This is a genomic window from Mycobacterium intracellulare ATCC 13950 (assembly GCF_000277125.1).
GTDB classification, from domain to species: Bacteria; Actinomycetota; Actinomycetes; order Mycobacteriales; family Mycobacteriaceae; genus Mycobacterium; species Mycobacterium intracellulare.
Genome location: NC_016946.1, coordinates 62313 through 89100, shown reverse-complemented (window position 1 = coordinate 89100; position 26788 = coordinate 62313). Strand labels below are relative to the sequence as shown.

24 protein-coding genes are annotated in these 26788 nt (G+C 65.7%); 13 read left to right on the top strand and 11 right to left on the bottom strand.

Translation table 11 applies throughout. The features are described 5' to 3' along the window. Positions 1–341: 341 nt before the first annotated feature. Complete coding sequence (locus OCU_RS25420) at positions 342–545, bottom strand: cold-shock protein (protein ID WP_009952110.1); 204 nt, start codon at positions 543–545, stop codon at positions 342–344. A 450-nt stretch (positions 546–995) separates the two neighbouring features. Between OCU_RS25420 and OCU_RS25415 the strand changes: the two genes are divergently transcribed. Genes OCU_RS25415 through OCU_RS25405 form a run of 3 tightly spaced genes read left to right on the top strand, consistent with a single transcriptional unit; the run spans position 996 to position 4995 of the window. Then, positions 996–1418 (top strand): MmpS family transport accessory protein, encoded by a 423-nt coding sequence (locus OCU_RS25415; RefSeq protein WP_009952111.1) that lies wholly within the window; start codon positions 996–998, stop codon positions 1416–1418. Further along, positions 1415–4300: an MMPL/RND family transporter gene (locus OCU_RS25410; protein WP_009952112.1), complete on the top strand. Its 2886-nt coding sequence runs from the start codon at positions 1415–1417 to the stop codon at positions 4298–4300. The genes OCU_RS25415 and OCU_RS25410 overlap by 4 nt, the downstream gene beginning before the upstream one ends. A 5-nt stretch (positions 4301–4305) precedes the next feature. Continuing rightward, positions 4306–4995 carry a TetR/AcrR family transcriptional regulator gene (locus OCU_RS25405; protein WP_009952113.1) on the top strand — a complete coding sequence of 230 codons (690 nt, stop codon included), beginning with the start codon at positions 4306–4308 and terminating at the stop codon, positions 4993–4995. Positions 4996–5143: 148 nt separating this feature from the next. Here the strand turns inward: OCU_RS25405 and OCU_RS25400 are convergent, their stop codons facing one another. Beyond that, the gene (locus OCU_RS25400; RefSeq protein WP_029383922.1) at positions 5144–5716 is read right to left on the bottom strand and encodes a TetR/AcrR family transcriptional regulator; all 573 of its coding nucleotides are present in this window, start codon (positions 5714–5716) and stop codon (positions 5144–5146) included. 85 nt (positions 5717–5801) lie between these two features. On the opposite strand from OCU_RS25400, the gene OCU_RS25395 reads away from it, so the two are divergent. From OCU_RS25395 to OCU_RS25385, 3 genes are all read left to right on the top strand, one after another. Beyond that, positions 5802–6833, top strand: coding sequence for an NAD(P)/FAD-dependent oxidoreductase (locus tag OCU_RS25395; RefSeq protein WP_009952117.1), 1032 nt, complete (start codon positions 5802–5804; stop codon positions 6831–6833). Between the two features lie 71 nt (positions 6834–6904). After that, positions 6905–7333 carry an MmpS family transport accessory protein gene (locus OCU_RS25390; protein ID WP_009952118.1) on the top strand — a complete coding sequence of 143 codons (429 nt, stop codon included), beginning with the start codon at positions 6905–6907 and terminating at the stop codon, positions 7331–7333. Further along, positions 7330–10242, top strand: coding sequence for an MMPL/RND family transporter (locus tag OCU_RS25385; RefSeq protein WP_014378778.1), 2913 nt, complete (start codon positions 7330–7332; stop codon positions 10240–10242). The genes OCU_RS25390 and OCU_RS25385 overlap by 4 nt, the downstream gene beginning before the upstream one ends. Positions 10243–10372: 130 nt before the next feature. Here OCU_RS25385 and dnaB read toward each other — a convergent pair whose 3' ends face one another. From dnaB to OCU_RS25340, 9 genes are all read right to left on the bottom strand, one after another. Then, positions 10373–11749: a replicative DNA helicase gene (dnaB, locus tag OCU_RS25380; protein ID WP_009952120.1), complete on the bottom strand. Its 1377-nt coding sequence runs from the start codon at positions 11747–11749 to the stop codon at positions 10373–10375. Between the two features lie 529 nt (positions 11750–12278). Continuing rightward, complete coding sequence (gene rplI / locus OCU_RS25375) at positions 12279–12737, bottom strand: 50S ribosomal protein L9 (protein ID WP_008262694.1); 459 nt, start codon at positions 12735–12737, stop codon at positions 12279–12281. Between the two features lie 30 nt (positions 12738–12767). Next, positions 12768–13022: a 30S ribosomal protein S18 gene (gene rpsR, locus OCU_RS25370; RefSeq protein WP_003874730.1), complete on the bottom strand. Its 255-nt coding sequence runs from the start codon at positions 13020–13022 to the stop codon at positions 12768–12770. A gap of 36 nt (positions 13023–13058) precedes the next feature. After that, positions 13059–13577, bottom strand: coding sequence for a single-stranded DNA-binding protein (locus OCU_RS25365; protein ID WP_008262692.1), 519 nt, complete (start codon positions 13575–13577; stop codon positions 13059–13061). Between the two features lie 117 nt (positions 13578–13694). Next, positions 13695–13985, bottom strand: coding sequence for a 30S ribosomal protein S6 (rpsF, locus tag OCU_RS25360; protein ID WP_007771721.1), 291 nt, complete (start codon positions 13983–13985; stop codon positions 13695–13697). Positions 13986–14118: 133 nt separating this feature from the next. After that, positions 14119–14760: a DJ-1/PfpI family protein gene (locus OCU_RS25355; protein WP_009952125.1), complete on the bottom strand. Its 642-nt coding sequence runs from the start codon at positions 14758–14760 to the stop codon at positions 14119–14121. 1 nt (position 14761) lies between these two features. Continuing rightward, complete coding sequence (locus OCU_RS25350; RefSeq protein ID WP_014378776.1) at positions 14762–16408, bottom strand: glycosyltransferase family 87 protein; 1647 nt, start codon at positions 16406–16408, stop codon at positions 14762–14764. Next, a complete protein-coding gene (locus tag OCU_RS25345; RefSeq protein ID WP_136245353.1) occupies positions 16405–18996 on the bottom strand; it encodes a transglycosylase domain-containing protein in 2592 nt (863 codons plus the stop codon). The genes OCU_RS25350 and OCU_RS25345 overlap by 4 nt, the downstream gene beginning before the upstream one ends. Further along, entirely contained in the window at positions 18993–19427 is a 435-nt protein-coding gene (locus OCU_RS25340) for a DUF5318 family protein (RefSeq protein ID WP_036396835.1), read from the bottom strand. The genes OCU_RS25345 and OCU_RS25340 overlap by 4 nt, the downstream gene beginning before the upstream one ends. 120 nt (positions 19428–19547) lie before the next feature. Here OCU_RS25340 and OCU_RS25335 point away from each other — a divergent pair, with 120 nt between their 5' ends. From OCU_RS25335 to OCU_RS25305, 7 genes are all read left to right on the top strand, one after another. Then, complete coding sequence (locus OCU_RS25335; RefSeq protein ID WP_009954186.1) at positions 19548–20426, top strand: DUF1707 SHOCT-like domain-containing protein; 879 nt, start codon at positions 19548–19550, stop codon at positions 20424–20426. 160 nt (positions 20427–20586) lie between these two features. Further along, the gene (locus tag OCU_RS25330; protein WP_003874738.1) at positions 20587–21129 is read left to right on the top strand and encodes a PadR family transcriptional regulator; all 543 of its coding nucleotides are present in this window, start codon (positions 20587–20589) and stop codon (positions 21127–21129) included. Positions 21130–21184: 55 nt separating this feature from the next. Further along, complete coding sequence (locus OCU_RS25325) at positions 21185–22279, top strand: inositol-3-phosphate synthase (RefSeq protein WP_008262662.1); 1095 nt, start codon at positions 21185–21187, stop codon at positions 22277–22279. A 190-nt stretch (positions 22280–22469) separates the two neighbouring features. After that, on the top strand, positions 22470–23597 hold the full coding sequence (locus tag OCU_RS25320) for an LLM class flavin-dependent oxidoreductase (RefSeq protein WP_009954182.1): 1128 nt from the start codon (positions 22470–22472) through the stop codon (positions 23595–23597). Beyond that, positions 23594–24763, top strand: a complete 1170-nt coding sequence (locus OCU_RS25315) for a sulfotransferase family protein (protein ID WP_014378772.1) — start codon at positions 23594–23596, stop codon at positions 24761–24763. The genes OCU_RS25320 and OCU_RS25315 overlap by 4 nt, the downstream gene beginning before the upstream one ends. Position 24764: 1 nt before the next feature. Beyond that, positions 24765–25568: a sugar phosphate isomerase/epimerase family protein gene (locus OCU_RS25310; protein ID WP_014378771.1), complete on the top strand. Its 804-nt coding sequence runs from the start codon at positions 24765–24767 to the stop codon at positions 25566–25568. 2 nt (positions 25569–25570) lie between these two features. Continuing rightward, the gene (locus OCU_RS25305) at positions 25571–26779 is read left to right on the top strand and encodes a DUF1214 domain-containing protein (RefSeq protein ID WP_009954178.1); all 1209 of its coding nucleotides are present in this window, start codon (positions 25571–25573) and stop codon (positions 26777–26779) included. The last annotated feature ends 9 nt before the right edge of the window (positions 26780–26788 follow it).

Genomic DNA, 26788 nt, shown 5'->3' with positions numbered 1-26788 from the left:
CTTCCGTCGCTATCCCGCTGCTCGGGTTTCGGAATCAGGGATGGTCCTACCCTTGACGAACTTCCACCGCTCAACCAGTGCGTCGCCGAAAACATCGTTCTGCCAATAGAATTCGATGGACATTAGTACTTCGAGTATGATACGACCCGGCTGTTCGCGATTGAGGCCAGGATTGGGGCCGGCACCTATGGGGTGCAATTGGTCGGCGCGCCCCACCGCGGCATGGGCCGCAAATACGTCGCGCAGCTTCTCGACCGAGCCGCGGGGCCCGCGGCACCGGCCGTAAACGATCTGTGGGCCGACAAGGGTAATCCCTTGCCGGCCCACAGATTACGTAAAGATCAGACCGCGGTCACTCCGGTGGCCTGGGGGCCCTTGGCGCCCTGTCCTACCTCGAACTGAACCCGCTGATTCTCCTCCAGTGAGCGGTAGCCACCGCCCTGGATCTCGGAGTAGTGGACGAAGACGTCCGCACTGCCGTCATCGGGGGCGATGAAGCCGAAGCCCTTTTCGCCGTTGAACCATTTCACGGTTCCTTGCGTCATATCTCTTGTACTTCTTTCGTTTACTTTCGCGAATGCAGAACACATTCGCCCTTCAGCCTACCCCACAATTGGAGTCCCTGAATCCGTCTTCTACGGCGGCGCCGCGCCGGGGGCACCCACCGGACGAGATTTACGCGGCGATCATCACCGTAGGTTGCCAACCTGCGTGGCGGTGGACGACTCCTTTACGCGCCGCTCGACGCGATGCCAATCGACCGGCTACGGCGTGAAGGCCATGCGATCACGGCTCCGTTGCGCACACAGCTCGCCACCCCGTCAACGCCCCCCGGGTCGGTTGGCGTGGTTGACGCGACGGTGTTAGCGTAGCCACCGTCGCTGACTCGGAACCCGAGTTTCGCTTCGGTTGGCAGCCATCTTCTCGCGTCAACCGGGCTGTCCGGCGTCTGACTGAACGCAACGAAAGCTGGGGGAACGCACGCGGTGTTTCGAGTGTTGAGACGGTTCTGGATCCCGCTGCTGCTGGTGGTGGTCGTGGCACTAGGCGCGTACGCGATCACCCGCATCCGCGAGTCCACCGGGCATCACGGCCCGAATCTGGCGGAGGGATCCGGAATTACCGCGAACTTCAATCCGAAGCACATCCGGTACGAGGTCACCGGGGCGGGCGGGACCGCGAATCTGAACTACCTCGACGAGAACGGACAACCCCATCTCATCGAAAACGCCCCGCTGCCCTGGTCTTTCACGATCGTGACGACGCTGCCGTCGATGTCGGCCAACATCTTGGCCCAGGGCGATCGGGACACCCACGATCTTCGGTGTCAGGTGACCGTCGACGGTCAGGTGCGTGACAGCAGGGCGAGCACCGACGCCATCAAACCGTTCATCTACTGCTTGGTGAAATCCGTATGAGCAACATGCACACGAAGCCGCACCGCCCGTTCGTTGGTCGGATGGTCCGGATCTTCTCGTTACCGATCATCGTGTTCTGGGTGCTCGTCGCGGTGGGCCTGGGCATCTTGACCCCGTCGCTCGATGCCGTCGCGGCGACGCGTTCAGTGCCTATCAGCCCCACCAATTCGGATTCGTATCGGGCGATGCTGCACATCGGCAAGGTGTTTCAGCAGTACGATTCCGACTCCACAGCGATGGTCGTGCTGGAGGGCAAGGACAAGCTCGGCGACGCGGCGCACAAGTTCTACGACAAGATCGTCGCCAAGCTGGAAGCCGATCATCAGCACGTGCAGAACGTCCAGGACTTCTGGAGTGATCCGCTGACCGCGGCGGGCTCTCAGAGCGTGGACGGCAAATCCGCCTACGTGCAGATCTTCCTCAATGGCCCCCAGGGCACGACGCCCAGCCACGAGTCGGTGGCAGCGGTGCGTGACATCGTTGCGTCGGTACCAGCGCCGCCGGGTATCAAGGCCCATGTCGCCGGTAATACCGTGCTCAATGCCGACACCAGCGTGGCAGGGCACCAAAGCATGGCGATCATGGAGCTGGTGTCGGTCGGCGTCATCATTGTGATGCTTCTGATCGTCTACCGCTCCGTCGTGACGATGCTGGTGTCCATGGTCATCATCGGCCTGGAACTATTTGCCGCACAGGGCATTACGGCCACGGCGGGCAACCTGAACATCATCGGCTTGACCCCGTACGCGGTGAGCATGGTGACCATGCTGGCCTTGGCCGCCGGGACAGATTATGTGATCTTCCTACTCGGGCGATATCACGAGGAGAGATCGAAAGGCCTCGATTCCGAAGAGGCGTTCTATGTCGCCTACAGCGGTGTCTCGCATGTCATCCTGGGTTCCGGGCTGACCATCGTCGGTGCCTGCTTGTGCCTCACCATGACCACGCTGCCCTACTTCCAGACCATGGGTCTGCCCTGCGCGATCGCGGTTGGGGTGATCATCGCCGCAGCGCTGACGCTGGCGCCGGCGATCCTGACGGTCGCCTCGAAGTTCGGTCTGCTCGACCCCAAGCACAACGTGGTTTCCTCGCCGGGTTGGCGCAAGGTCGGTACCTCCGTGGTGCGCTGGCCTATCCCGATCGTCCTGGTGACCTGCGTGATCGCCGTCGTGGGTTTCGTCGCCCTGATGACGTATGTGCCGCAGTACAACGACCAGAAGTTCACCCCCGCCGATATGCCCGCCAACCAGGCCATGGGCGTCGCGGACCGGCATTTCTCCCAGGCCCGCATGAACCCCGAGCTGTTGATGCTCGAGGCCGATCACGATCTGCGTACCCCCGCCGACATGCTCGTGATCGAAAAGGTCGCCAAGAATGTCTTTCGCATGCGGGGCATCGATCGGGTGCAGACCATCACCCGCCCGCTGGGCGCACCGATCGAGCACAGCTCGATCCCCTTCCTGCTCGGCGCGCAAAACGCCGGCACCCTGCAGGCCGCGAAGTTCAACAACGACAACTCGGCGCAGATGCTCGAACAGGCCGACGAGATGAGCCGGACCATCGCCAACATGCAACGCATGTACACCATCACCAAGGAGATGACCGAAACCACGCACAGCATGGTGGGCAGGACCCACGAGATGGTGGACACCACCAACGAATTGCGGCAAAGCCTCGCCGATTTCGAGGATTTCTTCAGACCCATTCGCAGCTACTTCTACTGGGAAAAGCACTGCTACGACATCCCGATCTGCTTTTCACTGCGGTCAGTCTTCGACACCCTGGACGGAATCGACGCCCTCGCCGACCAAATACAAGGCCTCACCACCGATTTGGATCGGTTGGATCATTTGCTGCCGCAGATGTTGCCGGTGCTGCAGAACACCATCACCTCGATGACAAAGATGCGCGACTTCATGATCGCGACCCATAGCACCCAGGCCGGCACCCAGGCTCAGCAGCAGGAGCTGGCCAAAGGCGCGACGGAGATCGGCCTGTACTTCGACCAGGCCAAGAATGACGACTTGTTCTATCTGCCACCGGACGTGTTCGACAATCCCGACTTCAAACGTGGCATGAAGATGTTCATGTCGCCCGATGGCAAGGCAGTCCGGATGATCATCACCCACCAGGGCGACCCGGCGTCGGTGGAGGGTATCGACCATGTGCGGGGCCTCAAAGGTGTTGTCGCAGATGCCCTCAAGGGCACCCCGCTGAGTAATGCCAAGGTCTCACTCGCCGGCACGGCATCGCTGTATGCCGACATGCAGGACGGCGTCGTCACCGACCTCATGATTGCGATCATCGCGGCGATGATCCTGATTTTCGCGATCATGCTGTTGATCACGCGCAGTGTGGTGGCCGCCCTGGTGATCGTCTGCACCGTCGCCGCATCCTTGGGTACCGCGTGTGGTTTGTCGGTGCTGCTCTGGCAGGACATCCTCGGGCTGGGCGTGCAGTGGATCGTGATCCCGTTGTCGATGGTGATCCTGCTGGCAGTGGGTTCGGACTACAATCTCCTCGTGGTCTCGCGCTTCAGGGAAGAGATACACGCCGGGCTCAACACGGGCATCATCCGTGGCATCGGGGCGACCGGACGCGTCGTCACCGCGGCCGGCCTGGTGTTCGCCTTCACCATGATGGCGATGATCGTGTCCGACCTGCGCGTGGTCGGTCAGCTCGGCATGACCATCGGCATCGGCCTGGTGGTCGATACGTTGATCGTGCGGGCGTTCATGACCCCCTCGATTGCCGCCGCGCTGGGCCGCTGGTTCTGGTGGCCGCTCAACACCTTTGAGATCACCAGGCATGGCCGTGGCGGACCCGAGCCAACTCCGGTCGACGACGACAACACTGCGCCCCTTGCGACAGCGAGGGCGTGAGAGCCGTGACCGAGTCTGGCAAGCTGGCGGCGGGGTTGGTCGCCGCGGCGGAATGCTTGTCAGACACGGAATCAAAACTGCGCCAACGCACCCAAGGCCGGCTCGATCGATCCCGCGATCCCGCGATCCTCGACGCCGCGCTGGCCGCATTAGCCGAAAACGGTTACAACGACACCAATATGAACGATATCGCCGCGCGAGCGGGTGTTGGTAAAGCGGCGATATACCGCCGCTGGGCGTCGAAGGCCGCGTTGATGACCGATGCGCTTGTGTATTGGCGGCCCGACCTCATCGACGACGATGCCCCGGACACAGGCAGCCTTGCCGGTGACTTCGACGCGGTGGTTGAACGTGTAGCGCGCGCCGATGACGACCTGATCTCCAGCGATCTGGTGCTGCGAGTGGCGATGGAGGCGATGCACGATCAGCAGCTCGCATCGGCCCTCGACGAGTTGATGCTGCTCAAGGGCAGGCGCGTGGTGACGGCCATCCTCCGACAGGCCGCCGCCCGCGGCGAGGTCGCACCCGACGGGGACTGGACCCTTATCGCCGACACCTTGACGGGAATGGGGCTGATGCGGGTCATCAGCGGTCAAACCGTCGACGCGAAGTTCGTCCGCAGAGTCATCGACACGCTCATCCTGCCTGCCGTCTGCGCGGCGAACACCAAGGATGGTGGCGGGAGCGCAAAGTAGCGCCGGTTCGACCAACGACAACTGTCGAGATGCAGAGAAGATTGACAGGACACGCCGGGCTACTTTGACAAGAGCACGTATGGCTTTGAAGTCATTCGGCGCGACGCGATCCCCGGAAATGAGTGCGGTCCTGATCGCACCTGTTGTGCTAGGGAACCGGGCAGATGCCGCGCTCGAAGGTCCGGATAATCAGTGGCGCGACGGTGTGCCGAGGCAGTGCACCGGCCATGGCTTGCTCACAGCCTTGCAGGATCAATCCGTAGAGCGCGTGCCAAATCCAGGTCGGATTGAGGTCAGAGTCGAACACGCCTTCGTCCTGTCCCCGCGTGATCAGTTTGATCACCAACTCCTCATTCGGGGACTGGGCCGGGGGGATATCGCGGAGCACCGCCGGGTCACCGAAGAGGAAGACCAGCCGTTCACCTATTGAGACGCCTGCGGTGATGAATCGCCGCATCGCGTCGATTGCGGGTCCGTCGTCAAGGGCGGCCTCGTCCACCGCTTCACTGAGCACGCGGATCGAGTCCAGGGTCGCCTCGTAGATCAGCGTCTCGCGGTCGGCGAAGTACCGGTGCAGCGTGGTGCGACCGACCCCGGCCACGGTGGCGATCTCCGGCATGGTGGCCGTCCGGTTCGCTGCCAGCGCAGAGGCCGTAGCAGCGAGGATCGCGGCTCTGGTGCGCGCTTGCACACCCGAGAGTTGCTTCGTCGAGACGGACACGATGTGATCGTAGCCTGCCCCGGAATAGAACGTTGACGTTCCGATATTGAATGGTTATGTTCTGACTAAGGAAAGGCAGGAGGCCATGGATGTGACGACTTCTCCGTACGCGAGCGACGCACTGGACGACGGGACGGTCGACGCGGTGGTGATCGGCGGGGGCGCCGCGGGGCTGAACGGTGCGCTGATCCTCGCCCGCTCCCGCCGCTCGGTCGTCGTGATCGACAGCGGCTCCCCGCGCAACGCGCCCGCGAAGGCCGTGCACGGCTTCATCGTCTTGGACGGCACCCCGCCGCCCGAGATCCTTCGGCGGGGCCGGGAGCAGGTGCGCCAGTACGGCGGACGCGTCGTCCACGGCGAGGTGGTCTCGGCCGAGTCTGCCGCCCCGTCGGCGGACGGGGACCTGCGGTTCACCGTCACCCTGGCCGACGGCCGCAGCATCACCGCTCGCCGCATCCTGGTAGCCACCGGCCTTACGGATGTGCTGCCGGAGGTGCCCGGGCTCGCCGAGCACTGGGGGCACACTGTGGTGCACTGCCCGTACTGCCACGGCTGGGAGGTGCGCGATGAGCCCATCGGCATCCTCGCCACCGGCCCGGTTTCCATCGGCCACGCGTTTCTGTTCCGTCAGCTGACCGAGGACCTGATCTACTTCACCCACGGCACTGACCTGGACGAGGACAGCCGCGCCCGCTTTGCCGCCCGCGGCATCCGCGTCATCAACACCCCGGTCACCGAGGTCGTCAACGACGAGGACGGTGCCCTCGCCGGGGTGCGCCTGGCCGACGGCCAGGTCGTGGCCCGGCGCGTCCTCGCGGTCGCCCCGCAGATGCAGGCCCGCACCCAGGGCCTGGAAGGTCTGGGCCTGCCGGTGCAGGACCTGCCGAACATGGGCCGCGGTTTTGCCTCCGGCATGGCCGGCACCACCGAGGTGCCGGGTGTGTGGGTGGCCGGCAACGCCACCGATCTGGTCGCCCAGGTCGGGGCCTCCGCGGCGGCCGGCGCACTGGCCGGCGCAGACATCAACAGGATGCTGGCCATCGCGGACACCGACGCGGCCCTCCAGGGGAAGCGCGCGACTACGGGTTCAGGACCGTCGGCGACTGCGTCCGCATGATGGAGCTCTATGTCTCCAGCCGGCCGCTGCTCAGAAAAGGTACGTCGACAACGGTTCCAGTTGGGAGCGCGATGGCTCTGGTGAAGCGGGCGTGGGTTCCGCTGGTGATGGTCTTGGTGATCGCGATTGCATCGTTTGCTGTGGTGCGGCTGCACGGTGTTTTTGGCAGACAGTCGGTTTCGGCCGGCGGAGCCAACGGTGTGGACACGCTCGTGCAGTTCAATCCCAAGCACGTGCTTTACGACGTCTGGGGGCCCGCCGGCACCGTCGTCCAGGTCGACTACCTCGACGAGCACGCCCAACCGCAGAGGGTTGCAACGGCTACGGTGCCATGGAGCTACGAGATCGTCACCACCGACACCGCGGTGATCGCGACGGTGGTCGCCCAGGGCGAGGCCGACAGTATCGGGTGCCGCATCACCGTCAACGGTGAAGTTCGTGACCAACGGGTCTTCGACGGCCACCGTGCCCAGACCCACTGCATCATGAAGTCGGCATGACCGGCGCACACTCCGCTGAGATCGATCCGGCGGCAAAGCACGGCCGCTTCGCGCATGCCACGCGAATTCTGGCTATCCCGATCTTGATCGGATGGCTGTTGATCACGGCCGCGCTCAACGTCATTGCGCCCCAGCTCGATGTGGTCGGGGCGGCGCACTCGGTGCAGCTGATACCCGAAGACGCACCGTCGTTGATCGCGATGAAGCGTATTGGCAAGGACTTTCAGCAGTACGACTCGGACACCACAGCGATGGTCGTGATCGAGGCACAAGACAAACTCGGTGACGCGGCACATCGGTATTACGACCAGATCGTGGCCAAGCTGTCGCACGACACCGAGCATGTCGAGCACGTCGAGAACTTCTGGGGAGATCGGCTGACCGCGGCGGGGGCGCAGAGCAGCGATGCCAAGGGCGCCTACGTTCAGCTGAATCTGCGTGGTAATCAAGGCGATACCGAGTCCAACAACTCGGTCGCCGCGGTCAACAAGATCGTGGCAAGCGTGCCCGCGCCACCGGGGATCAAGGCCTACGTGACCGGTCCCGGACCGTTGGCCACAGAGCGCATGGAATACACCAATCGCAGCATGCAGACGATCACCGTCGTCACCGTCGTGATCATCGGGGCCATGCTGCTCATTGTCTACCGCTCCGTAGCGACCATGCTGGGCATGCTGCTCACGGTTCTTACCGAGCTCGCCGCCGCTCGCGGTGCTGTGGCCGTACTCGGTCACCACGGCGTTATCGGCCTGTCCACGTTCGCGGTGAATCTCGTTGTGAGCCTGGTGCTCGCCGCGGCGGCCGACTACACCATTTTCCTGGTCGGTCGATATCAGGAGGCCCGCTCGCACGGGCAAGACCGGATCGACGCCTTCTACACCATGTACAAGGGAACCGCCCACGTCGTCTTGGGGTCGGGTCTAACGGTCGCGGGCGCGATGTTCTGCATGAGCTTCACCCACCTGCCGTACTTCCACAGCCTCGGTGCGCCGTGTTCGATCGCCCTGCTGGTGACGATCGCCGCCTCCCTAACGCTGGCGCCCGCGGTGATCACCATAGCTACCCGGTTCGGGGTCTTCGATCCCAAACGCAAGGTCAAGACCCGCGGTTGGCGGCGGGTGGGGGTGGCCGTGGTGCGATGGCCGGGACCGATCCTGGTCGGTGCCGTGCTGGTAACGGTGATCGGTCTGGTGGCCCTGCCCGCTTACGTTCCCAACTACAACGACCGCTACTACCTACCCACCGACGCACCGTCTTCCGTGGGCTACCGCGCCTCGGACCGGCATTTCCCCGAGGCGCGGATGGGGCCCGAGATCCTCATGGTCGAAGCCGACCACGACATGCGTAACCCCACCGACATGCTGGTGTTGGACCGGGTCGCCAAGCTCACCTTCCATCTGCCGGGAATCGCTCGGGTACAGGGTATTACGCGTCCACTGGGCTCGACGGTCGATCACAGCTCGGTGCCATTTCAGATCAGCGCCCAAAACGCAATCACGATCCAGAATCTGCACCACCTCAAGGACCGCATGGGTGACCTGCTGAAAACCAGTGATCAGCTGAGCGTGGTCATCAACCTCACCCAGACCATCTACGGGTTGACGACTCAGCTCAGCGATGTCACCCACGACTTGGATGGCAGGGGTCACCAAATCCTGGACACCACCCAGGAGCTGCGCGATCACCTCGCCGATTTCGACGACTTCTGGCGACCGCTTCGCAGCTATTTCTACTGGGAGCAGCACTGTTTCGACATCCCGATCTGCTGGTCGCTGCGCTCGCTGTTCGACGCCACCGACGGTGTCGACAAGCTCAGCGACGACCTGCAGGGCATCACCAACGTCGACCTGGACCGCCTCGACACACTGGTACCGAAGTTGGCGGCGCAACTGCCCCCGCTGATCGCGACCCTGAAAACGGTGCAGGGCTTGCTGCTGACGATCTACAGCTCGTTTAGCGACCTGACCGATCAGCTCGATGAGATGTCGCAGAACTCAACCATCATGGGCCGGGCGTTCGACGACTCCAAAAACGACGACATGTTCTACCTGCCGCCAGAAGCATTCGATAATGCGGACTTCCAGCGCGGGCTCAACCTGTTCGTGTCCCCCGACGGCAAGGCGGCGAAATACGTGATCACCCACAAAGGCGATCCGGCGAGCCCGCAAGGCATTTCGCACATTGACCAGATCAAGCAGGCCGCCACCGAGGCCACCAAGGGAACACCGCTGGAGAGCGCCAACATCTATCTCGGCGGCACCGCGGCCACATATAAAGACGTCCACGAGGCGTCGACGCTGGATCTGACGGTCTCGGTGACCGCGGCAATGGGCCTGATCTTCATAGTCATGCTCGGTATCACCCGTGCCCTGGCCGCCTCGGCCGTGATCGTCGGAACCGTGGCGGGTTCCATCGCTTCCGCGATGGGCCTGTCCGTGCTGATTTGGCAGCACCTGCTGCACATGCCACTGAACTGGATCGTGGTTCCCATGGCGGTGATCGTCATGTTGGCCGTCGGATCCGACTACAACCTGCTGCTGGTCTCGCGGATGCAGGAGGAGATCCACGCCGGCTTGAAGACCGGGATCATCCGGTCGATGGGCGGTACCGGCGGAGTCGTGACCACCGCAGGGCTGGTGTTCGCATTCACCATGGGCGGCATGCTGGTCAGCGATCTGCGCACTATCGGACAGGTCGGCAGCACGATCATGATCGGCCTACTGCTCGACACCCTGGTGGTCCGGTCCTTCTTGGTGCCCTCGATCGCCGCGCTGCTCGGACGCTGGTTCTGGTGGCCGCGCAGGGTCTACTCGAGGCCCGTGAATACGGCGCCGTCTTCGCCGCGAACACCAGCCGCGGTGAGCGCCGACCCGGACGCCACCGGGCCCATCCTCAGCGGTGTCACCTAACCAGGCACCGCCGTTCGCGGCCGCTGGTTTTGGTGGCCACTACGAGTACGAAAAAGATTGGCGGCCCGACAATGTCGGCAAACAATCAGTACACGGTCGTCAATCACCACTGCATCGCGACAGTCGGACGTCACCGCGCCATGTTGGCGAAGCGCGACAGATGCAGCTGGTGCGCGACGGTCACCGTCTTGGTCGGGCCGTTACGGTGTTTGGCGAGAATGAAATCCGCCTCTCCCCCGCGCGGATCGTCCCTTTCGAATGCGTCCGGGCGGTTCAACAGAATCACCATGTCCGCATCCTGTTCCAGCGATCCCGACTCACGAAGGTCGGACAGCATCGGCTTCTTGTCGGTGCGCTGCTCGGGTCCGCGGTTGAGCTGGCTGATTGCGACCACGGGAACCTCGAGCTCCTTGGCCAAAAGCTTCAGCTGACGGGAGAATTCGGACACCTCGAGCTGCCGCGACTCCACCTTCTTACCCGACGACATCAGCTGCAGGTAGTCGACCACCACCAGGCGCAGGTCGGCCTTCTGCCGCAACCGGCGCGCCTTGGCGCGGATCTCCATCATCGTCAGGTTCGGCGAATCGTCGATATACAGTGGCGCCTCACTGATTTCGCTCATCCGCCGCGCCAGCCGCGTCCAGTCTTCGTCACTCATCCGGCCCGAACGCATGTCGGCGAGTTTGATTTTCGCCTCCGCCGACAGCAACCGCATGACGATCTCGGACTTGCTCATCTCCAGCGAGAAGATGACGCTGGCCATGCGGTGCTTAATTGAACACGAGCGTAAAAAATCTAGTCCTAGCGTCGATTTCCCGACTCCAGGCCTGGCCGCCACGATGATCATCTGCCCGGCGTGCAGACCGTTGGTCACCTCGTCGAGTTCGGTGAAACCCGTTGGCACGCCGCGCGCCACGCCGCCGTTGGACGCGATGGCGTCGATCTCGTCCATCGTCGGCTGCAGCAGATCCTCGAGCGGAACGAAATCCTCCGTCGTCCGCCGGTCGGCCACCTCGTAGATCTCGGCCTGCGCGCGGTCGACCACCTCGGCCACATCGGCACCCTCGGCGCCCGCGTAGCCGTACTGCACCACGCGGGTGCCGGCCTCGACCAGGCGCCGCAGTAGCGCCTTCTCGGCGACGATGGTCGCGTAGTAGCCCGCGTTGGCCGCGGTGGGCACCGTCGAGATCAGCGTGTGCAGATACGGCGCGCCGCCGATCCGGCGCAGCAGGTTGCGGCGGTCCAATTCCGCGGCGACCGTGACGGCGTCGGCCGGCTCACCGCGCCCGTACAGGTCCAGGATCGCGTCGTAGACGTTCTGGTGCGCGGGGCGGTAGAAGTCGCCGGGCCGCAGCCGCTCGAGCACGTCGGCGATGGCGTCCTTGCTCAGCAGCATGCCGCCCAACACCGCCTGCTCCGCCGCCATGTCCTGCGGTGGCTGACGCCCGAAGTCCTCGCTCGGCGACGACGCATCCATGCCCGACGTCAGATCATCGACGACCGCCATGGATTCCCTTCTCCCGCGCTCCACTCATCCGAACATACATTCGACAACCGACATTGAGGGTAGGTCAAGGTCCTGACACCTTCGCCTCAGAGCGCCCACACGCTCGGCGCCGGGACGACGTTAGACGTTGCTGGCTACTAGGTAAAAGGGGTGCTGTTCATGAAGCTGTGCATCGTGTGTGCATATACATCGACACCTGTGTTGAGCGGGGTGTGGAGAACCTGTGGATTAAAGCAAAGGGCCAGGACATAGGTGCAGATACCGGCCATACAACGCCATGAAAACCATGTGGACAAGAATCTCTACGGCGTGTCGGGCCGGGTTACGGTCCCGGGCGTGTTGGCTTTCCGCCATATTTTCCCAGCGTTACGGGCCGGTAACGCGGACCGTTCGGATGCGGCCCAGAAATCGTTCGCTACGGAGCACGTCCGCGACCACCCGTGGCAAACAACGGCCGCAAGCCCGCAGCGCAAAAAGCCCGGCGGCGGCCGATCAAGGCCACCGCCGGGAATGAGCAAATGTCGGGTGCTTAGCTCTGCGCGACCACTTCGAGCGCGACCTCGACGTCGACCTCGGGGTGCAGGTGCACCGCCACCGGGTGAGTACCGAGGGCTTTGATGTGCGACTTCGGCAGCCGGACGATCCGTTTGTCCAGGTTGGGACCGCCGGCCTTCTTGATCGCGGCGACGACGTCGCCGGCGGTCACCGAGCCGAACAGCTTCCCGGAATCCGCCGCGGTCTTCACCGGCAGCGAGACCGGTCCCAGCGCCTCGATCGCCGTCTTGAGTTCGTTGGCGTGGCCGAGGTCGCGCACCGCCTTGGTTTCGCGGGCCCGGCGGATGTCGTCGGCCTGCTTCTGCGCGCCGCGCGAGGCCACGATCGCCAGTCCGCGCGGGAGCAGGTAGTTGCGGCCGTAGCCATCCTTGACCTCGACAGTGTCGCCGACGGTACCGAGGTGGTCGACGTCAGCCGTCAGAATCAGCTTCATCGTTCGTAACTTTCAGTTGGCCTTCGACGCCTACCGCGCCGAGGAGGTGAAGGGCAGCAGCGCCACTTCGCGGGCATTCTTCACCGCGATGGCGATGTCGCGTTGGTGCTGCACACAGTTGCCGGTGACGCGACGCGCACGGATCTTGCCGCGCTCACTGATGTAGGTGCGCAGCAGCGCGGTGTCCTTGTAGTCGATCGCTTGATCCTTCTTGGCGCAGAAGACACACTTCCGCGCCTTGACCGGCTTTTCCGGAGCCGGGCGCCGCTTGTTGGACTTGGCCATGTCTGTCTTTCTTTCCCTTTTCTACTGCTGAAGTTCTTAGAAGGGCGGTTCGTCGTCGCCGCCGCCGAACGAGCCCGATGCCGGCGCGCTGCCCCACGGGTCGTCGGCCGGTGCGCTGGTCGCGGGCGCCGCCTGCTGGCGGGATCCACCGCCGCCACCACCGCCGAAGCCGCCGCCGCCACCGCCACTGCGCGAGGCCTTGTTGACCTTGGCCGTGGCATAGCGCAGCGAGGGGCCGATCTCGTCGACCTCGACCTCGACGACGGTGCGCTTCTCACCTTCGCGGGTCTCGAACGAACGCTGCTTGAGCCGGCCCGTGACGATCACACGGGAGCCGCGGGTGAGGCTTTCGGCGACGTTCTCGGCGGCTTCCCGCCAGATGTTGCATCGCAGGAACAGCGCCTCGCCGTCCTTCCACTCCCCGCTCTGGCGGTCATAGATCCGAGGCGTCGACGCCACCGTGAAATTCGCGACGGCGGCACCCGACGGAGTGAACCGCAGTTCTGGGTCTGCGGTCAGGTTTCCGACGACGGTGATAGTGGTGTCACCAGCCACAGTTTCCTCCTCGTTCCACGCTGTTGCTCGCCGCTCCGGTAGTGGATGTCATGAGCGTGTCCTCGCTGAGCCTACGCAGGTGCGCCCCGCCGTGGGTCCACGGCGCGGCCACGATTGTTAGTGCTTGTCGGTGCGCATCACCTTGGTGCGCAGTACCGACTCGTTGAGGCTCAGCTGGCGGTCGAGCTCGGACACCGTCGCGGGCTCGGCTTTCAGGTCGACGACGACGTAGATGCCTTCGGCGTGCTTGGCGATCTCGTAGGCCAGCCGGCGCCGGCCCCAGATGTCGACCTTGTCGACGGATCCGCCATCCTTGCGGACGACGTTCAGGAACGTCTCCAAGGACGGGGCAACGGTGCGCTCGTCGAGCGTGGGGTCAAGAATGACCATGATTTCGTATGGACGCATGGAAACCTCACCACCTCCTCTGGTCTCAAGCGGCCACGGTCGATCCGTGGCAGGAGGGTCGCCTGCGTCGGCAACCGCCCCAGGCTACCGGATACCGGGCTGACCAGAAAATCCGCGCGACGGCGCAACCCCGCTACCGCCGGGCGGCCATGTATTCCTTGACCCTGGCCAGCGTCGCCGGATCGGCCTTGGCGAGCGCACCGGAATCGAATGGCGGCTGCGGGTCGTATTCGATGAGCAGCTGAGCGGCCTGCGCGGCCTGGCGGTCGACGAGCAACTCCACCAGCCGCAACGCCATGTCGATGCCGCTGGACACCCCGGCCGCGGTGATGATCCGCTGCGGCAGGTGCTCGACGACCCGCTCGGGCACGTAGCGCGCGCCCAAATTGTTGAGCAGGTCGGCGGCGCCCCAGTGGGTGGTGGCGGTCAGCCCCTCGAGCAGTCCGGCCGCAGCCAACAGCAATGAGCCGGTGCAGACCGAGGTGGTGAACCTGGTGTTCGGATGCACCGCCCGCAGCCAGTCCCGGATGGCCTCGTCGTGGATCAGTTGGCGGGTACCGATGCCGCCGGGAAACACCACCACTTCCGGGGCGCTCACCTCATCGAAAGTGGCGTCGCAGGTGACGCCGAGCATTCCGTTGTCGGTCCGCACCTCACCGCGGCGGTGCCCGACGAACACGACCTCGATCGACGGAATGCGTTGCAGCACGTCGTAGGGCCCCACCGCGTCCAGAGCGGTGAAGCGCGGAAAGATCGGGATGGCGACCTGGGTCATGTCATGGCGCCAGTGCCGGTTGTTCGTCGGCGTCCTCGGGCACGGGGGCGCTCGCGCGGCGTGAGCCCACCGGCCGCAGCCAGTCCGGCAGCCAGCCCGGCGGGGCGTCGGGTGCGCGGTCGAACGGCCCGCCCGCCGGGTCGTCCACCCGTCCGCCCCAGCGCACCAAATCCTCGTCGGGCCGGTAGATCTGGCGGATCACCAGCGCGCACAACGCGATGACCGCGACGTCACGCAACAGCACCGTGGTGGTGAAGAACTGCTCGGGCAGCGAACGATTGGGATTGCCGTACAGGTAATACATCCGCGGCACCCACACCAGCGCGTCGATGGTCATCCACGCCAGCAGCACCCGTCGATGCGGCAGAGCCAGCACCGCCAGCGGCACCAGCCACAGCGAGAACTGCGGACTCCACACCTTGTTGGTCAGCAGGAAAGCAGCCACCACCAAGAACACGACCTGCGCCACCCGCGGTCGCCGCGGAGCGGTCAGGATGATGAATGCGATTGCCGCACAACACGTCACGAACAACACCGCGACGACCGTGTTCAACACCGTCGGCGGTTGCCAGAAACCCAGCTTGGGATCGAAACCCCGCCAGCCGGTGAACGACTTCACGACGTTGTACAACGAGTCCATGTCGTCGCCGCGTCGCGTATTGAGCCGGAAGAACTCCGACCATCCGCGCGGAAAGAACACCAGCACGGGCAGGTTCACCAGCAGCCAGGTCACCACGGCCGCCGCCGCGGTGCGGCCCCACGCCCGCAGCCGCCCGGTCCGGATTCCCAGCAGCAGCATGGGACCCAGGAACAGCAACGGGTACAGCTTTGCCGCCGCCCCCAACCCGATCAGCACACCGGCCAGCATCGGCCTGCGCCGCGCCCAGGCCAGCAATCCGGCCATCGCGAAACCCGTTGCCAGCGCGTCGAAGTTGGTGAAGATCTGAAAGATCAGCACCGGCGACGCCGCCACCAGGGCCGCATCCCAGACCCGCCGCCCGGCCAGGCCCGCGGACGCCCAGACGGTGGCCAGCCAGGCCAGCGCGAGTCCGAACGCCGAGACGTTGAAGAACATCACGACCTCGGCGACCACCGGAAGCGGGACCAGCTTGCTCAGCGCCGTGTAGGTCTTGGCCAGCGCCATCGACACGTACTGGTACATCCCCGTCAGCACGGGATACTCCATGTACCGCACCGCGGGCCGGCCGTCGTAGCGGATCTGCTGGGCGCCGGTGGAGTCGGTCTCGATCCAGCTCGACTTGTACGGAAATTTGCCCTGGCTCAACAACTCCGCGCCGTAGAGCGGCACCGTGTCGGAATAGCACAGCTCGTAGTAGGCGCGCTGGTTGTCCCAATTGGCCACGCGCTGATCGCCGGTGCCGGTGCCGGTGCTTTGCAGGCAGGCCGCCTTGGTCGACCAGCCGAGCGCCAAAAAGACCAACCCGATCAGGAACATCACCCGCAGCGGCGTCATCAACCGAGCGCGGCCGATCAGCGCGTGCCGGCCGACGGGACCCCCGACGACGTCGGCGAGCGCGGCGCCCAGAAAGTCGGTGCGGCTCGGGCAGTCTCGGTTGTCGGCGCTGCGTAGGTCCGCGGCCAACGGCCGCGGTGAAATGGTGGCTCCGTGTTCCGCGTCCCCGGTCACGGCGGCGGGGGCGGCGCTTGGGGCCCACCCGGCGGGACACCGCCGCCCGGCTCCGGAGCGCCCGGCGGGCCGCCGCCGGGCGGCGGTGGCGCGAGCGTGATCGTGGTGGGCGGGCCGACCGGGATGGTGATGCCCGGCGCCACTTCGATGGTGGGCTGAATGACGGTTTCGGCCGGCGGCTTCGGCGGGGGCGGCGGCGCCGGCACGCCCGCGTAGCCGCCGATCTCGGTCGGCTTGGGGAAGGATTCGTTGGAGGTGCCCTTGAGCGCGCCGTCCATGGTGGCCTTCCAGATATCCGATGGCAGCCCCGACCCGTAAACCGGTGCGCCCGAGGCCGTTACGAGCGGTTCGTCGCCTTTGGCGGTGCCCAGCCACACGGCCGTCGACAGCGACGGCGTGTAGCCGACCATCCAGGCGTCCTTGTCCGAGTTGGTGTCACCCAGCTGCGTGGTGCCGGTCTTGGCCGCCGATGGCCTGCCGCCGGCGAGGGCGTGGCCGCGCGAGTAGCTGGCGATCGGTGCCATGGCGGCGGTGACGTTGTCGGCGACGGCCTTGGGGATGCGCTGCTCGCCGTTGTCCTCGGACTTGCTCGCATCGAACAGCACCTGGCCGTCGGAATTGACCACCTTCTGCACGAAATGCGGCCGATGATAGACGCCGGAGGCGGCCAGCGTGGCATACGCCGAGGCCATGTCGATCACCCGGGTTTGATACTGGCCCAGCACGATTCCGTTGTTCGGTGGTCCACCCTTGCCGTCCTCGGACAGGGTGTGGGGGACGCCGGGGAAGCTGGTCGCGACGCCGGCCCGGTGCGCGGCGTCGGCCACGGCCTGCGGTCCGCCCTTGAGCTTGAGCATCAGCCGGTAGTACGAGGTGTTCAACGATTGCTTGAGCGCCTGGGCGATGTTGCACGTCCCGCAGCTTTCGCCCTCGACGTTCGTGATCTTGATGCCGTCGACGGTCAACGGCGAACTGTCCACCTGATAACCCAGGCCGATCCCCTGCTCGAGCGCGGCGATCAGGCAGAACACCTTGAACGAGGAACCGGTCTGCAATCCGGCCTGAGCGAAGTCGAAGCCGTTGGCGTCGCTGCCGCCGTAGTAGGCGCGGATGGAGCCGTCGTGCGGATCGACCGACACCACCGCCGTGCGCATGTCGGGGTCTTGGCCGTCGAGGTATTTCGACACGGCCTTCTCGGCGGCCTGCTGGGCCTTGGGGTCGATGGTGGTGGTGACCTGAAGCCCCTGGGTGTTCAGCGTCCGTTCGTCGATGTTGAACAGATCCATCAGTTCTCGGGTCACCTGGCGCTCGATGAGCCCGTTGGGCCCGGTCGTCTGGTTCTGTGCGCGCGCCTGATCGGGCGGCACGGTCTGCGGGAACACCTGCGCGGCACGGTCGTTCGACGACAGCGCCTTGGTCTCCACCATGCCGTCGAGCACCCAGTTCCACCGCGCCAGGGCGCCCTTGGGGTCGACGGCCGGGTCCAGGGTGGAGGGCCGCCGAATGAGGGCCGCCAGCAGTGCCCCCTCCGATACGGTGAGCTGCTCGACCGGCTTGTCGAAGTAGGCCTTCGATGCCGCGGAGATGCCGTACGCGCCGCGCCCGAAGTAGATGATGTTCAGATAGGACTGCAGCACTTCGTCTTTGGACCACTCCCCCGACATCTTGGTGGCGATGACCAATTCCTTGGCCTTGCGCATCAGGCCGCTGATGCCGTGCTGCGCCGACCCGACGAGGGCGTTCTTCACGTATTGCTGGGTGATCGTCGATCCACCCTGTAGGTCCCCGCTGCCGAAGAGGTTGTTGTTCACCGCCCGCGCGAAGCCGCTGAAGTCGAAGCCGGGGTTGGAATAGAAGTTGCGGTCTTCGGCGGCGATCACCGCCTGGCGGACGTGCACGGGCACTTGGTTGAGGTTGACGTCGACTCGATTGCCTTCCGGCGGAATGATTTTGGCGATCTCCGAGCCGTCGCTGGCCAGGATGGTCGACACCTGGTTGGTGCGAAGGTCCCCCGGCTTGGGAATGTCGACGATGAAGTACGCCATCGCGAAGGTGACGATCGGTAACAGCACCAGCACGGCCGCACACAGGTAGGCGGCGCGGCGCACCCACAGCCAGTTGATCTGCTGGGTCCAGGCCCAGTCGCGCCACGGCCCGGCCGCCCGCCTGCCGGGTCCGTCGGATCCGCCGGGCCGGCCAGGCCGCGGCGGCGGTCCGCCGGGTGGGCGACCTCCGGAGCCGGCGCGCTGCTGCCGGCCCGACGCCGGCCCGCGGCCGTCCAAGGCGGCCTTGACCTCGTCGATCGCGTCACGGCGCAACGGCGTCGACGGCGGGCCGGCCAAGGCGGCTTTGACTTCGTCGATCGGGTCGGAGCGCCGCGGCGCCTGGTCGTCTCTGACCGCCGGCAGGATCGTGGTCAGGCGATCGTCGGGCGGCCCCTGCCGGCGGCGGTTGGACGGTCGCGGCGCATTGCGCTGTCCGGGATCCTGCGGACGGTCGTCGTTGTCGCGGTTGCCCACCCGCTCGGCCCCTGGCCCACGTTGGTCACCGGACGACTGGCTGTGCCGTCCTTCGTCATTCGAGCTCATTCAGTGGCCGTGCGGGCGCCGTTGCGCGCCGCCCGCGAGCGCCCGCTGCCCCTGGGAGGAGATGCCGGGCGCGCGGCGCCGAGCACGTATGACTTGACGAGGTGGTTCCAGCTGCACGTGCGGCACACCTCCACCACGTGGACCGCGAACTCCTCGAAGCGGGTGGCCAGCATCACCAACTCCTCGGCGGTCCGCGCCGAGCCCGAGACCGGGCCCAGGTGTTCGCCGAACACCCACGAGACCAGGGTCAGCTGCTCCTTGCGGCAGATCGGGCACATGACCTGGCTCGTTTTCCCGTGAAACTTGGCGGCGCGCAGCAGATACGGGTTCGCGTCACACACCTCGGACACGCCCGTCCGGCCCGAATACACCTGGGCCAGCAGTGAGCGCCGCCGAAGCGCGTAATCCACCACTTGTCGCTGCAGTCGCACGCCCACCAGAGTACGACGCCATCCCGACCAGTGATACGCAACCAAAACTGTGGCGGCCCTGCCGCGGTGCTCGGTGTCGGTTTCTGCGCCCAACGCGAGCCGGACTTCTACGATCATCCCGTGGCGAAATGGCTCGGGACACCGCTGGCCGGCGGGTTAACGGCGACCACCCGCGCCAGGGACAGCGACCGTCAGGACACCTGCACGATCCTCGACAACGCGCTGAGCGACGGCGAAGTCTCCGCCGAGGAGCATCGGGAAAGGGTCAGCGCGGCCACCAAGGCGGTGACGCTGGGCGACCTGCAGGCTCTGGTGCGCGATCTGCAGTCCAACACCGGGCGGGAACTGACCGCCCTCGACTCGCGGCCCCGGCGGCCGCGGCTGGCCGGGTGGGGCGCACCGGCCGCCGCCTTCGTCGTCTCGGTCCTGCTGGGCATGGGCATCGGATGGGGCCTCTACGGCAACACCCGCTCGCCGCTGGACTTCACCACGGACCCGGGAGCGAAGCCCGACGGCGTCGCCGCCGTGGTCCTGACGCCGCCGACGCAACTGCACTCGGTCGGCGGGCTCACGGGATTGCTCGAGCAGATGCGCAAACGGTTCGGCGACACCATGGGCTACCGGCTGGTGATCTACCCGACGTATGCGGCGTTGGACCGCCCGGACCCCTCCGACGACCGGCGAATCCTTGCTTACACCTACCGGGGCGGATGGGGCGATCCGACCAGCTCGGCCAAGAGTTCCTCGGACGGTCCGGCGCCGGTCGACCTGAGCAAATTCGACGTCAACGCGGCGGTGGGCATCATGCGCGGCGCCCCGCAGACCCTGCGCATGAAGCCGTCCGACGTGAAATCGACGTACCTGATCGTCGAGCCGGCAAAAGACCCGACCACACCCGGGGCGCTGACACTGTCGCTCTATGTCTCCAGTGACTACGGCGGCGGCTACATCGCATTCGGCGGTGACGGCACCGTCAAACAGATGAGTTTGCCCACGTAACGCCCCGTCCCCCCGGCGTAACTCGACCCCCGGTGGGCTGTGACGAACTGCAAACCAACACCGCGTGGTGTTGTGGCTAATATATCGGGACGATACGATTGCGCGAGGCGTCGGACCGTCGTAACTAGCCATGCAAACCGTCTTGTGAGGGGGTGAATCGATGCTGGAGCTTGCCATCCTGGGTCTCCTCATCGAGTCGCCCATGCACGGCTACGAGTTGCGCAAACGGTTGACCGGTTTACTCGGCGCGTTCCGGGCGTTTTCGTACGGTTCGCTCTACCCGGCCCTGCGTCGCATGCAGGCCGAAGGGTTGATCGCCGAGGACGCCGCGCCGGCCGGGACGCCTGTCCGGCGGGCCCGGCGCGTTTACCAGTTGACCGACGAGGGCCGTCGGCGTTTCGGTGAGCTGGTGGCCGACACCGGTCCGCACAACTACACCGACGACGGCTTCGGGGTACACCTGGCCTTCTTCAACCGGACTCCGGCAGAGGCGCGGATGCGCATTCTGGAAGGCCGCCGCCGTCAGGTCGAGGAACGGCGGGAGGGTCTGCGTGAAGCCGTGGCGCGGGCCAGTAGCTCGTTCGACCGCTACACCCGCCAGCTTCATCAATTGGGGCTCGAGTCCAGTGAGCGCGAAGTCAAGTGGCTCAACGAGCTCATTGCTGCGGAGCGGGCTATGCCCGGCCTCTCCGAGCAAACATAATCCCCCGCACGAACCCAGCATCCAGTCAGAGGTCAGAGGTTAGGAGAACGCCCATATGAGTGAGCAGAACGCGCCGCTTGCGTCGACGGAGGTACGAGTCGCCATTGTCGGCGTCGGTAACTGCGCGTCTTCGCTGGTTCAGGGCGTGCAGTACTACTACGACGCCGACGAGAACAGTACCGTGCCCGGCTTGATGCACGTGAAGTTCGGCCAGTACCACGTGCGCGACGTGAAGTTCGTCGCCGCGTTCGACGTGGACGCCAAGAAGGTCGGGTTCGACCTGTCCGAGGCCATCTTCGCCTCGGAGAACAACACCATCAAGATCGCCGACGTGCCGCCCACCAACGTGACGGTGCAGCGCGGCCCGACGCTCGACGGCATCGGCAAGTACTACGCCGACACCATCGAGGTGTCCGATGCCGACCCCGTCGACGTGGTCAAGGCGCTGCGCGAGGCCAACGTCGACGTGCTGGTGTCCTACCTGCCGGTGGGCTCGGAGGAGGCCGACAAGTTCTACGCCCAGTGCGCCATCGACGCCGGCGTGGCATTCGTCAACGCGCTGCCGGTGTTCATCGCGTCGGACCCGGTGTGGGCCAAGAAGTTCGCCGACGCGGGTGTGCCGATCGTGGGCGACGACATCAAGAGCCAGGTCGGCGCGACCATCACCCACCGCGTGATGGCCAAGCTGTTCGAGGACCGCGGCGTGCAGCTGGACCGCACCATGCAGCTCAACGTCGGCGGCAACATGGACTTCCTCAACATGCTCGAGCGCGAGCGGCTGGAGTCCAAGAAGATCTCCAAGACGCAGGCCGTGACCTCCAACCTGCAGCGCGAGTTCAAGACCAAGGACGTGCACATCGGCCCGTCCGATCACGTCGGCTGGCTCGACGACCGCAAGTGGGCCTACGTCCGGCTCGAGGGCCGGGCCTTCGGTGACGTGCCGCTGAACCTGGAGTACAAGCTCGAGGTCTGGGACTCGCCGAACTCCGCCGGCGTCATCATCGACGCGGTGCGCGCCGCCAAGATCGCCAAGGACCGCGGCATCGGCGGCCCGGTGATCCCGGCGTCGGCCTACCTGATGAAGAGCCCGCCGCAGCAGCTGCCCGACGACATCGCGCGCACCCAGCTCGAAGAGTTCATCTCGGGCTAACGCTCCCTTCTTGCTCCGCGAACGTCGAGTTGTTGCGGCGACACGCCGCGCAGGCGCCCAACAACTCGACGTTCGGCCGGGGTTGAGGGCGTACTTCGGCCGGGGTTGAGGGCGTACCTCGGCCGGGGTTGAGGGCGCAATAGCCGATTCATCGACACAACGCTGTGCGGGTGCTTAGCATCATCTCTCGATGACCGTTCAACCCGCGGCGTTCCTCCGCACGACGCTGCCCCTCGACCTGTCGCGGCTCGGCGAACTCGACAGCGGCCGCTACCACTCGATTTGGCTGCCCGACCATATGGTCAGCTTCTGGCCCGACTCGATCTGGACTCCCGAGTTCACCGACCTGGCTACCGCGTCCCCATCGCCGCACCGTCACCTCGACGGGCTCGCGGTCGCGGCCGCGGCGGCCGTGCTGACCGAGCGGGTGCCGATCGTCAGCGCCGTGGTCGACACCGTGCGCCGCCATCCCGTGATGCTCGCGCAGACGGCGCTGACCATCGATCACCTCGCCAAGGGGCGCTTCATCCTCGGCCTGGGCAGTGGCGAGAGCGAAAACACGCTGCCCTACGGTTTCGACTTCTCCCGTCCGGTCAGCCGATTCGAGGAGGCTTTGACGGTGATCCGGCTGCTCTGGCGCAGCGACGGCCCGGTCGATTTCGACGGCCAGTTCTACTCGCTGCACCACGCCCGACTGGACACCGAACCCTACGAAGGCCGGCCTCCGCAGATCTGGATCGGCGCCAGCGGCCCGCGGATGCTCGACATCGCCGGCAGGCACGCCGACGGGTGGTGGCCGGCGGGCGCCTGGACTCCCGGGCACTACGCCGAGATGCTCACCGCGGTGAGGACATCCGCGGAACGCGCCGGCCGCGACCCGATGGCGATCACACCGTCGTTCATCCAGGTGTGCCTGATCGGCGAGGACGACGCGGCCCTCGCCGAGATCCTGCAGGCTCCCCTGGTCAAGGCGTTTCTGCTGCAGGTGTCCGCGAAGACGTTGCGCGACTTCGGTTTCGAACACCCCATGGGCGACGGTTGGCGTGGCTTTCAGGACATCGACCCCGCGGTGCTCACCCGGGACCGCATCGTCGAGTTCCTGGGCAAGGTGCGGCCCGAGATGGTGCTGTCCGTCGTGCCCCACGGGACACCGAAAGAGGTCGCCAGAATCGTCAAGACCTATGTGGACGCCGGCCTGCGCGTACCCAAGATCCTCGACTACGGCGCCATGGCCGGATTGGCCTACGCGCAGACCTCGGCGGCGAACGTCCGTGCCGCCGAGGACGAACTCATGCGGCTCTGCGGAGACCCGTCGTGACAACGCTTTTGGACGCCGCAGAGTTGCTCGCCGCCGCCGAGGCCGAAACCGGACTGCACGACTACGGCGACCCGACATTGCCGGAGCGCTTCGCCGTCGCCGTCGACCATCTCAACGGCCTCGGCCTGGACGCCGACGGCAGATTCGAAGCCGCGCAGGTATGTCGATGGCTGCTGACCTCGCGGCTCGAACTCATCGAAGACCGCAACCGATACCCGATCGCCGAGGAAGTGATCGATTCGCCGATGTTCGTCACGGGCGAACCACGCTCGGGGACAACGCTGATGCACGCCCTGATGTCGGTCGACCCGGGCGCTCGGGCGCTACGGTTCTGGGAGGTGATGTATCCGTCCCCGCCGCCGGGACTCGCGGGACCCGGCGACGAGCGCCGGGCACGCGCCGACGCCGACTGGCGCGAGATCAACGCGAAGATGCCCAAATGGCTGCGCAGCCATCCCTACAACGACATGCTGGGCGACGGCCTGCCCGAGGACGAACGCACCTGGGCGTTCGACTTCCGCGTCATGACACCCACCGCGTGGTGGCGGGTGCCCATGCAGTCACTGGTCGGCGGCCTGGCCACCGACCCGGCCGCACAGTACCGGCTACACAAGGCCATGCTGCAACAGCTGCAATACCGCAGGCCGCGAAAGTATTGGGTGCTGAAGGGCTTTCACGGATTCCGGCTCAAGGAGCTGTTCGACACCTATCCCGACGCGCGGATGGTCTGGTTGCACCGCGACCCCGTGCAGGTCGCCGCCTCACGCACCATGATGATGGCCGACATCGCCGAAGGCATGGTCGGCACCGTCGACCTGCACGCCTTGGCCAAGATGCATCTGGAGTTGACGCGCGCCGGCGTCGCCAACACCATGAGCAACCCGCTGGTCGATGATCCCCGCATCCTGCACCTCCGCTACGCCGACTTCATCACCGATCACGTTGGCGCCGTGCGGCGTTACTACACGTTCTGCGGTCGCGAACTGACCGCCGAGGCGGAGGCGGCGATGCGCGCGTACCTGGCCGACAATCGCGGCGACCGCTACGGCAAATTCCACTACTCCACGCAACTGCTCACCGACATCGGAGAAGACCTCGACGCCCTGCACGCCGAATTCAAGCCCTTCCGCGACCGGTTCGGCGTCGCGATCGAAAACCGTGGCTGACATGACAGGCGCACACCAACGGCTGTCCGTCCACAACGTCACCTTCTACGGCGCTTCGCTGGCCGAGCTGCACGAGCACTGGGCGACGCTCGGCGTATCCCGGTTGAGCATCCTGGACGGCCAGCTGCTCGACCCGGAGTTGTCAAACCTGGTGCGGCACAACGACTATACCGTGGAGGCGGTGTACCACCTCTTCGCCGAGGGCAGCCTGACCTCCGACGCCCACGCCGCCCGGGATGCGCTGTCCGCCGTCATCGACGCGGCGGCCGAGGTGGGCGCGCACACGGTCTACATGCTCACCGGCGGACGCGGAGACCTGACCTGGAACCAGGGTGCCGAGCGCTTCTGCGAGATGGTCGCGCCGTGCGCCGCGCGCGCGAAGGCCGCCGGAGTGGCGCTGGCGATCGAGAACGCGTCCAGCCTGTACGCCGACATCCACCTCGCCCACACCCTGCGAGACACCGTCGCCCTGGCGGAGATGTGCGACCTACAGGTGTGCATCGACGTGTTTCACTGCTGGGCCGAAGGCGATTTCGATGCCCAGGTGCAACGGGCGCTACCGCGCACGGCGCTCATCCAGCTGAGCGACTACGTGCTCGGCGACCGGGCGCTGCCGAACCGTGCGGTCCCCGGCGACGGCGCCATCCCCATCGAAACGTTCGTGGCCCGGGTGCTCGCCGGCGGTTACAACCACGGCTTCGACCTGGAGCTCATCGGGCCCCGCATCGACCGCGAGGGCAGGCTCGAATCGTCCCGGCGCGCATGCGATGTCGTCGGCGCGATGCTGGCCAGGCTGGGGGCGTGAGCATGGCCTTCGGTGACGGTCCGGACGACGCGGCCCTCCAGGAAGCCTGGACCGAATTCTGCGAGCGGCTGCGGCGCGCCGGCGAGCGCGTCTTCAAGGACCCCAACCCCACGTCGGGCAGTCATCGCGTCGACGCCTACCGGTTCCTCACCCAAAACCTCGGCCAGGCCTTCGACCTGGCCCTCGAAACTCGCGACACCGGCTACCCCGCGCTGCACACCTTCAGCGGCCCCACCCGCAAGCTCGGCGGTGACTGCGCCGACTTCACCTATCAACAGGCCTGGATCGACGGGCACTCGACCTACCGGCTCACCGGCACCCGCGGCACCGCGCGATTCTTCAACGTCACCGTGCAGGGCCGACGCACCCCCGGGCCCAGCGTGCTGCACGAACCCTTCGGTGACACACCGGAAGCCAACCTGCTCGGCCATCAGCTCCGCACCGGCGAAGACGGGGCGTTCGAGCTCTACATCGGCGGTCCGGAGCGCGGGCCGAACTGGCTGCCCACCACGCCCGACTCACGAAAGCTGTTCATCCGCCAAGGGTTTGACCGCTGGGACGAGCTCCCCGCGCAGCTACGCATCGAGCGCGTCGACATGGCCGGCCCCAAACCGCTGCCCACGCCCGCCGACATGGTCGAGGCGATGCGGTGGGCCGGCGATTTCGTCACCGGCCTGATGTCGGATTGGCCCGAGTTCCCGTCCCAATACGGCGGCGTCGACGCCGACCACCCGAACAGGTTTCCCGGCGTCGGGGCGACCGACGCCGACACCAAGCGCGGCCGAGCCGCCACCAACATGTATTGGGAGCTGGCCGCCGACGAGGCGCTGATCGTCGAGTTCGACGCCCACGACGGGTTGTGGATGTTCACCAACATGGGCGTCTTCTTCAACAGCATGGACTACGTGTACCGCCCGGTGAGCTACACGCCGAGCCGCACCAGGGTCGACCGCGACGGACGCATCCGGCTGGTGATGGCTCACCGTGATCCCGGCGTGCACAACTGGCTGGACACCCAGGGCTTCGAACGCGGCAACCTGACCTATCGGCACATGCTCGAGGGCCAACCCGCCGCGCTGGACACCCGGGTGGTCAAGTATGACGCGCTGCCTGGCGCGCTCCCCGAAGGAACCGCCATGGTGAGCGCCGAAGAACGCGCCGCCCAGATGTGGGAACGCTTCCGCGGCATTCGCCGCCGCTATGTCCTCTAGAGCGGTCTA

Excerpts from the sequence above, each read along its gene's own strand:
- OCU_RS25420 (WP_009952110.1), bottom strand. The coding sequence starts at position 545 with ATGACGCAAGGAACCGTGAAATGGTTCAACGGCGAAAAGGGCTTCGGC.
- OCU_RS25410 (WP_009952112.1), top strand. The coding sequence starts at position 1,415 with ATGAGCAACATGCACACGAAGCCGCACCGCCCGTTCGTTGGTCGGATG.
- OCU_RS25395 (WP_009952117.1), top strand. The coding sequence starts at position 5,802 with ATGGATGTGACGACTTCTCCGTACGCGAGCGACGCACTGGACGACGGG.
- OCU_RS25390 (WP_009952118.1), top strand. The coding sequence starts at position 6,905 with ATGGCTCTGGTGAAGCGGGCGTGGGTTCCGCTGGTGATGGTCTTGGTG.
- OCU_RS25385 (WP_014378778.1), top strand. The coding sequence starts at position 7,330 with ATGACCGGCGCACACTCCGCTGAGATCGATCCGGCGGCAAAGCACGGC.
- dnaB (WP_009952120.1), bottom strand. The coding sequence starts at position 11,749 with ATGGCGGTCGTCGATGATCTGACGTCGGGCATGGATGCGTCGTCGCCG.
- rplI (WP_008262694.1), bottom strand. The coding sequence starts at position 12,737 with ATGAAGCTGATTCTGACGGCTGACGTCGACCACCTCGGTACCGTCGGC.
- rpsR (WP_003874730.1), bottom strand. The coding sequence starts at position 13,022 with ATGGCCAAGTCCAACAAGCGGCGCCCGGCTCCGGAAAAGCCGGTCAAG.
- rpsF (WP_007771721.1), bottom strand. The coding sequence starts at position 13,985 with ATGCGTCCATACGAAATCATGGTCATTCTTGACCCCACGCTCGACGAG.
- OCU_RS25355 (WP_009952125.1), bottom strand. The coding sequence starts at position 14,760 with ATGACCCAGGTCGCCATCCCGATCTTTCCGCGCTTCACCGCTCTGGAC.
- OCU_RS25345 (WP_136245353.1), bottom strand. The coding sequence starts at position 18,996 with ATGAGCTCGAATGACGAAGGACGGCACAGCCAGTCGTCCGGTGACCAA.
- OCU_RS25330 (WP_003874738.1), top strand. The coding sequence starts at position 20,587 with ATGCTGGAGCTTGCCATCCTGGGTCTCCTCATCGAGTCGCCCATGCAC.
- OCU_RS25325 (WP_008262662.1), top strand. The coding sequence starts at position 21,185 with ATGAGTGAGCAGAACGCGCCGCTTGCGTCGACGGAGGTACGAGTCGCC.
- OCU_RS25320 (WP_009954182.1), top strand. The coding sequence starts at position 22,470 with ATGACCGTTCAACCCGCGGCGTTCCTCCGCACGACGCTGCCCCTCGAC.
- OCU_RS25310 (WP_014378771.1), top strand. The coding sequence starts at position 24,765 with ATGACAGGCGCACACCAACGGCTGTCCGTCCACAACGTCACCTTCTAC.
- OCU_RS25305 (WP_009954178.1), top strand. The coding sequence starts at position 25,571 with ATGGCCTTCGGTGACGGTCCGGACGACGCGGCCCTCCAGGAAGCCTGG.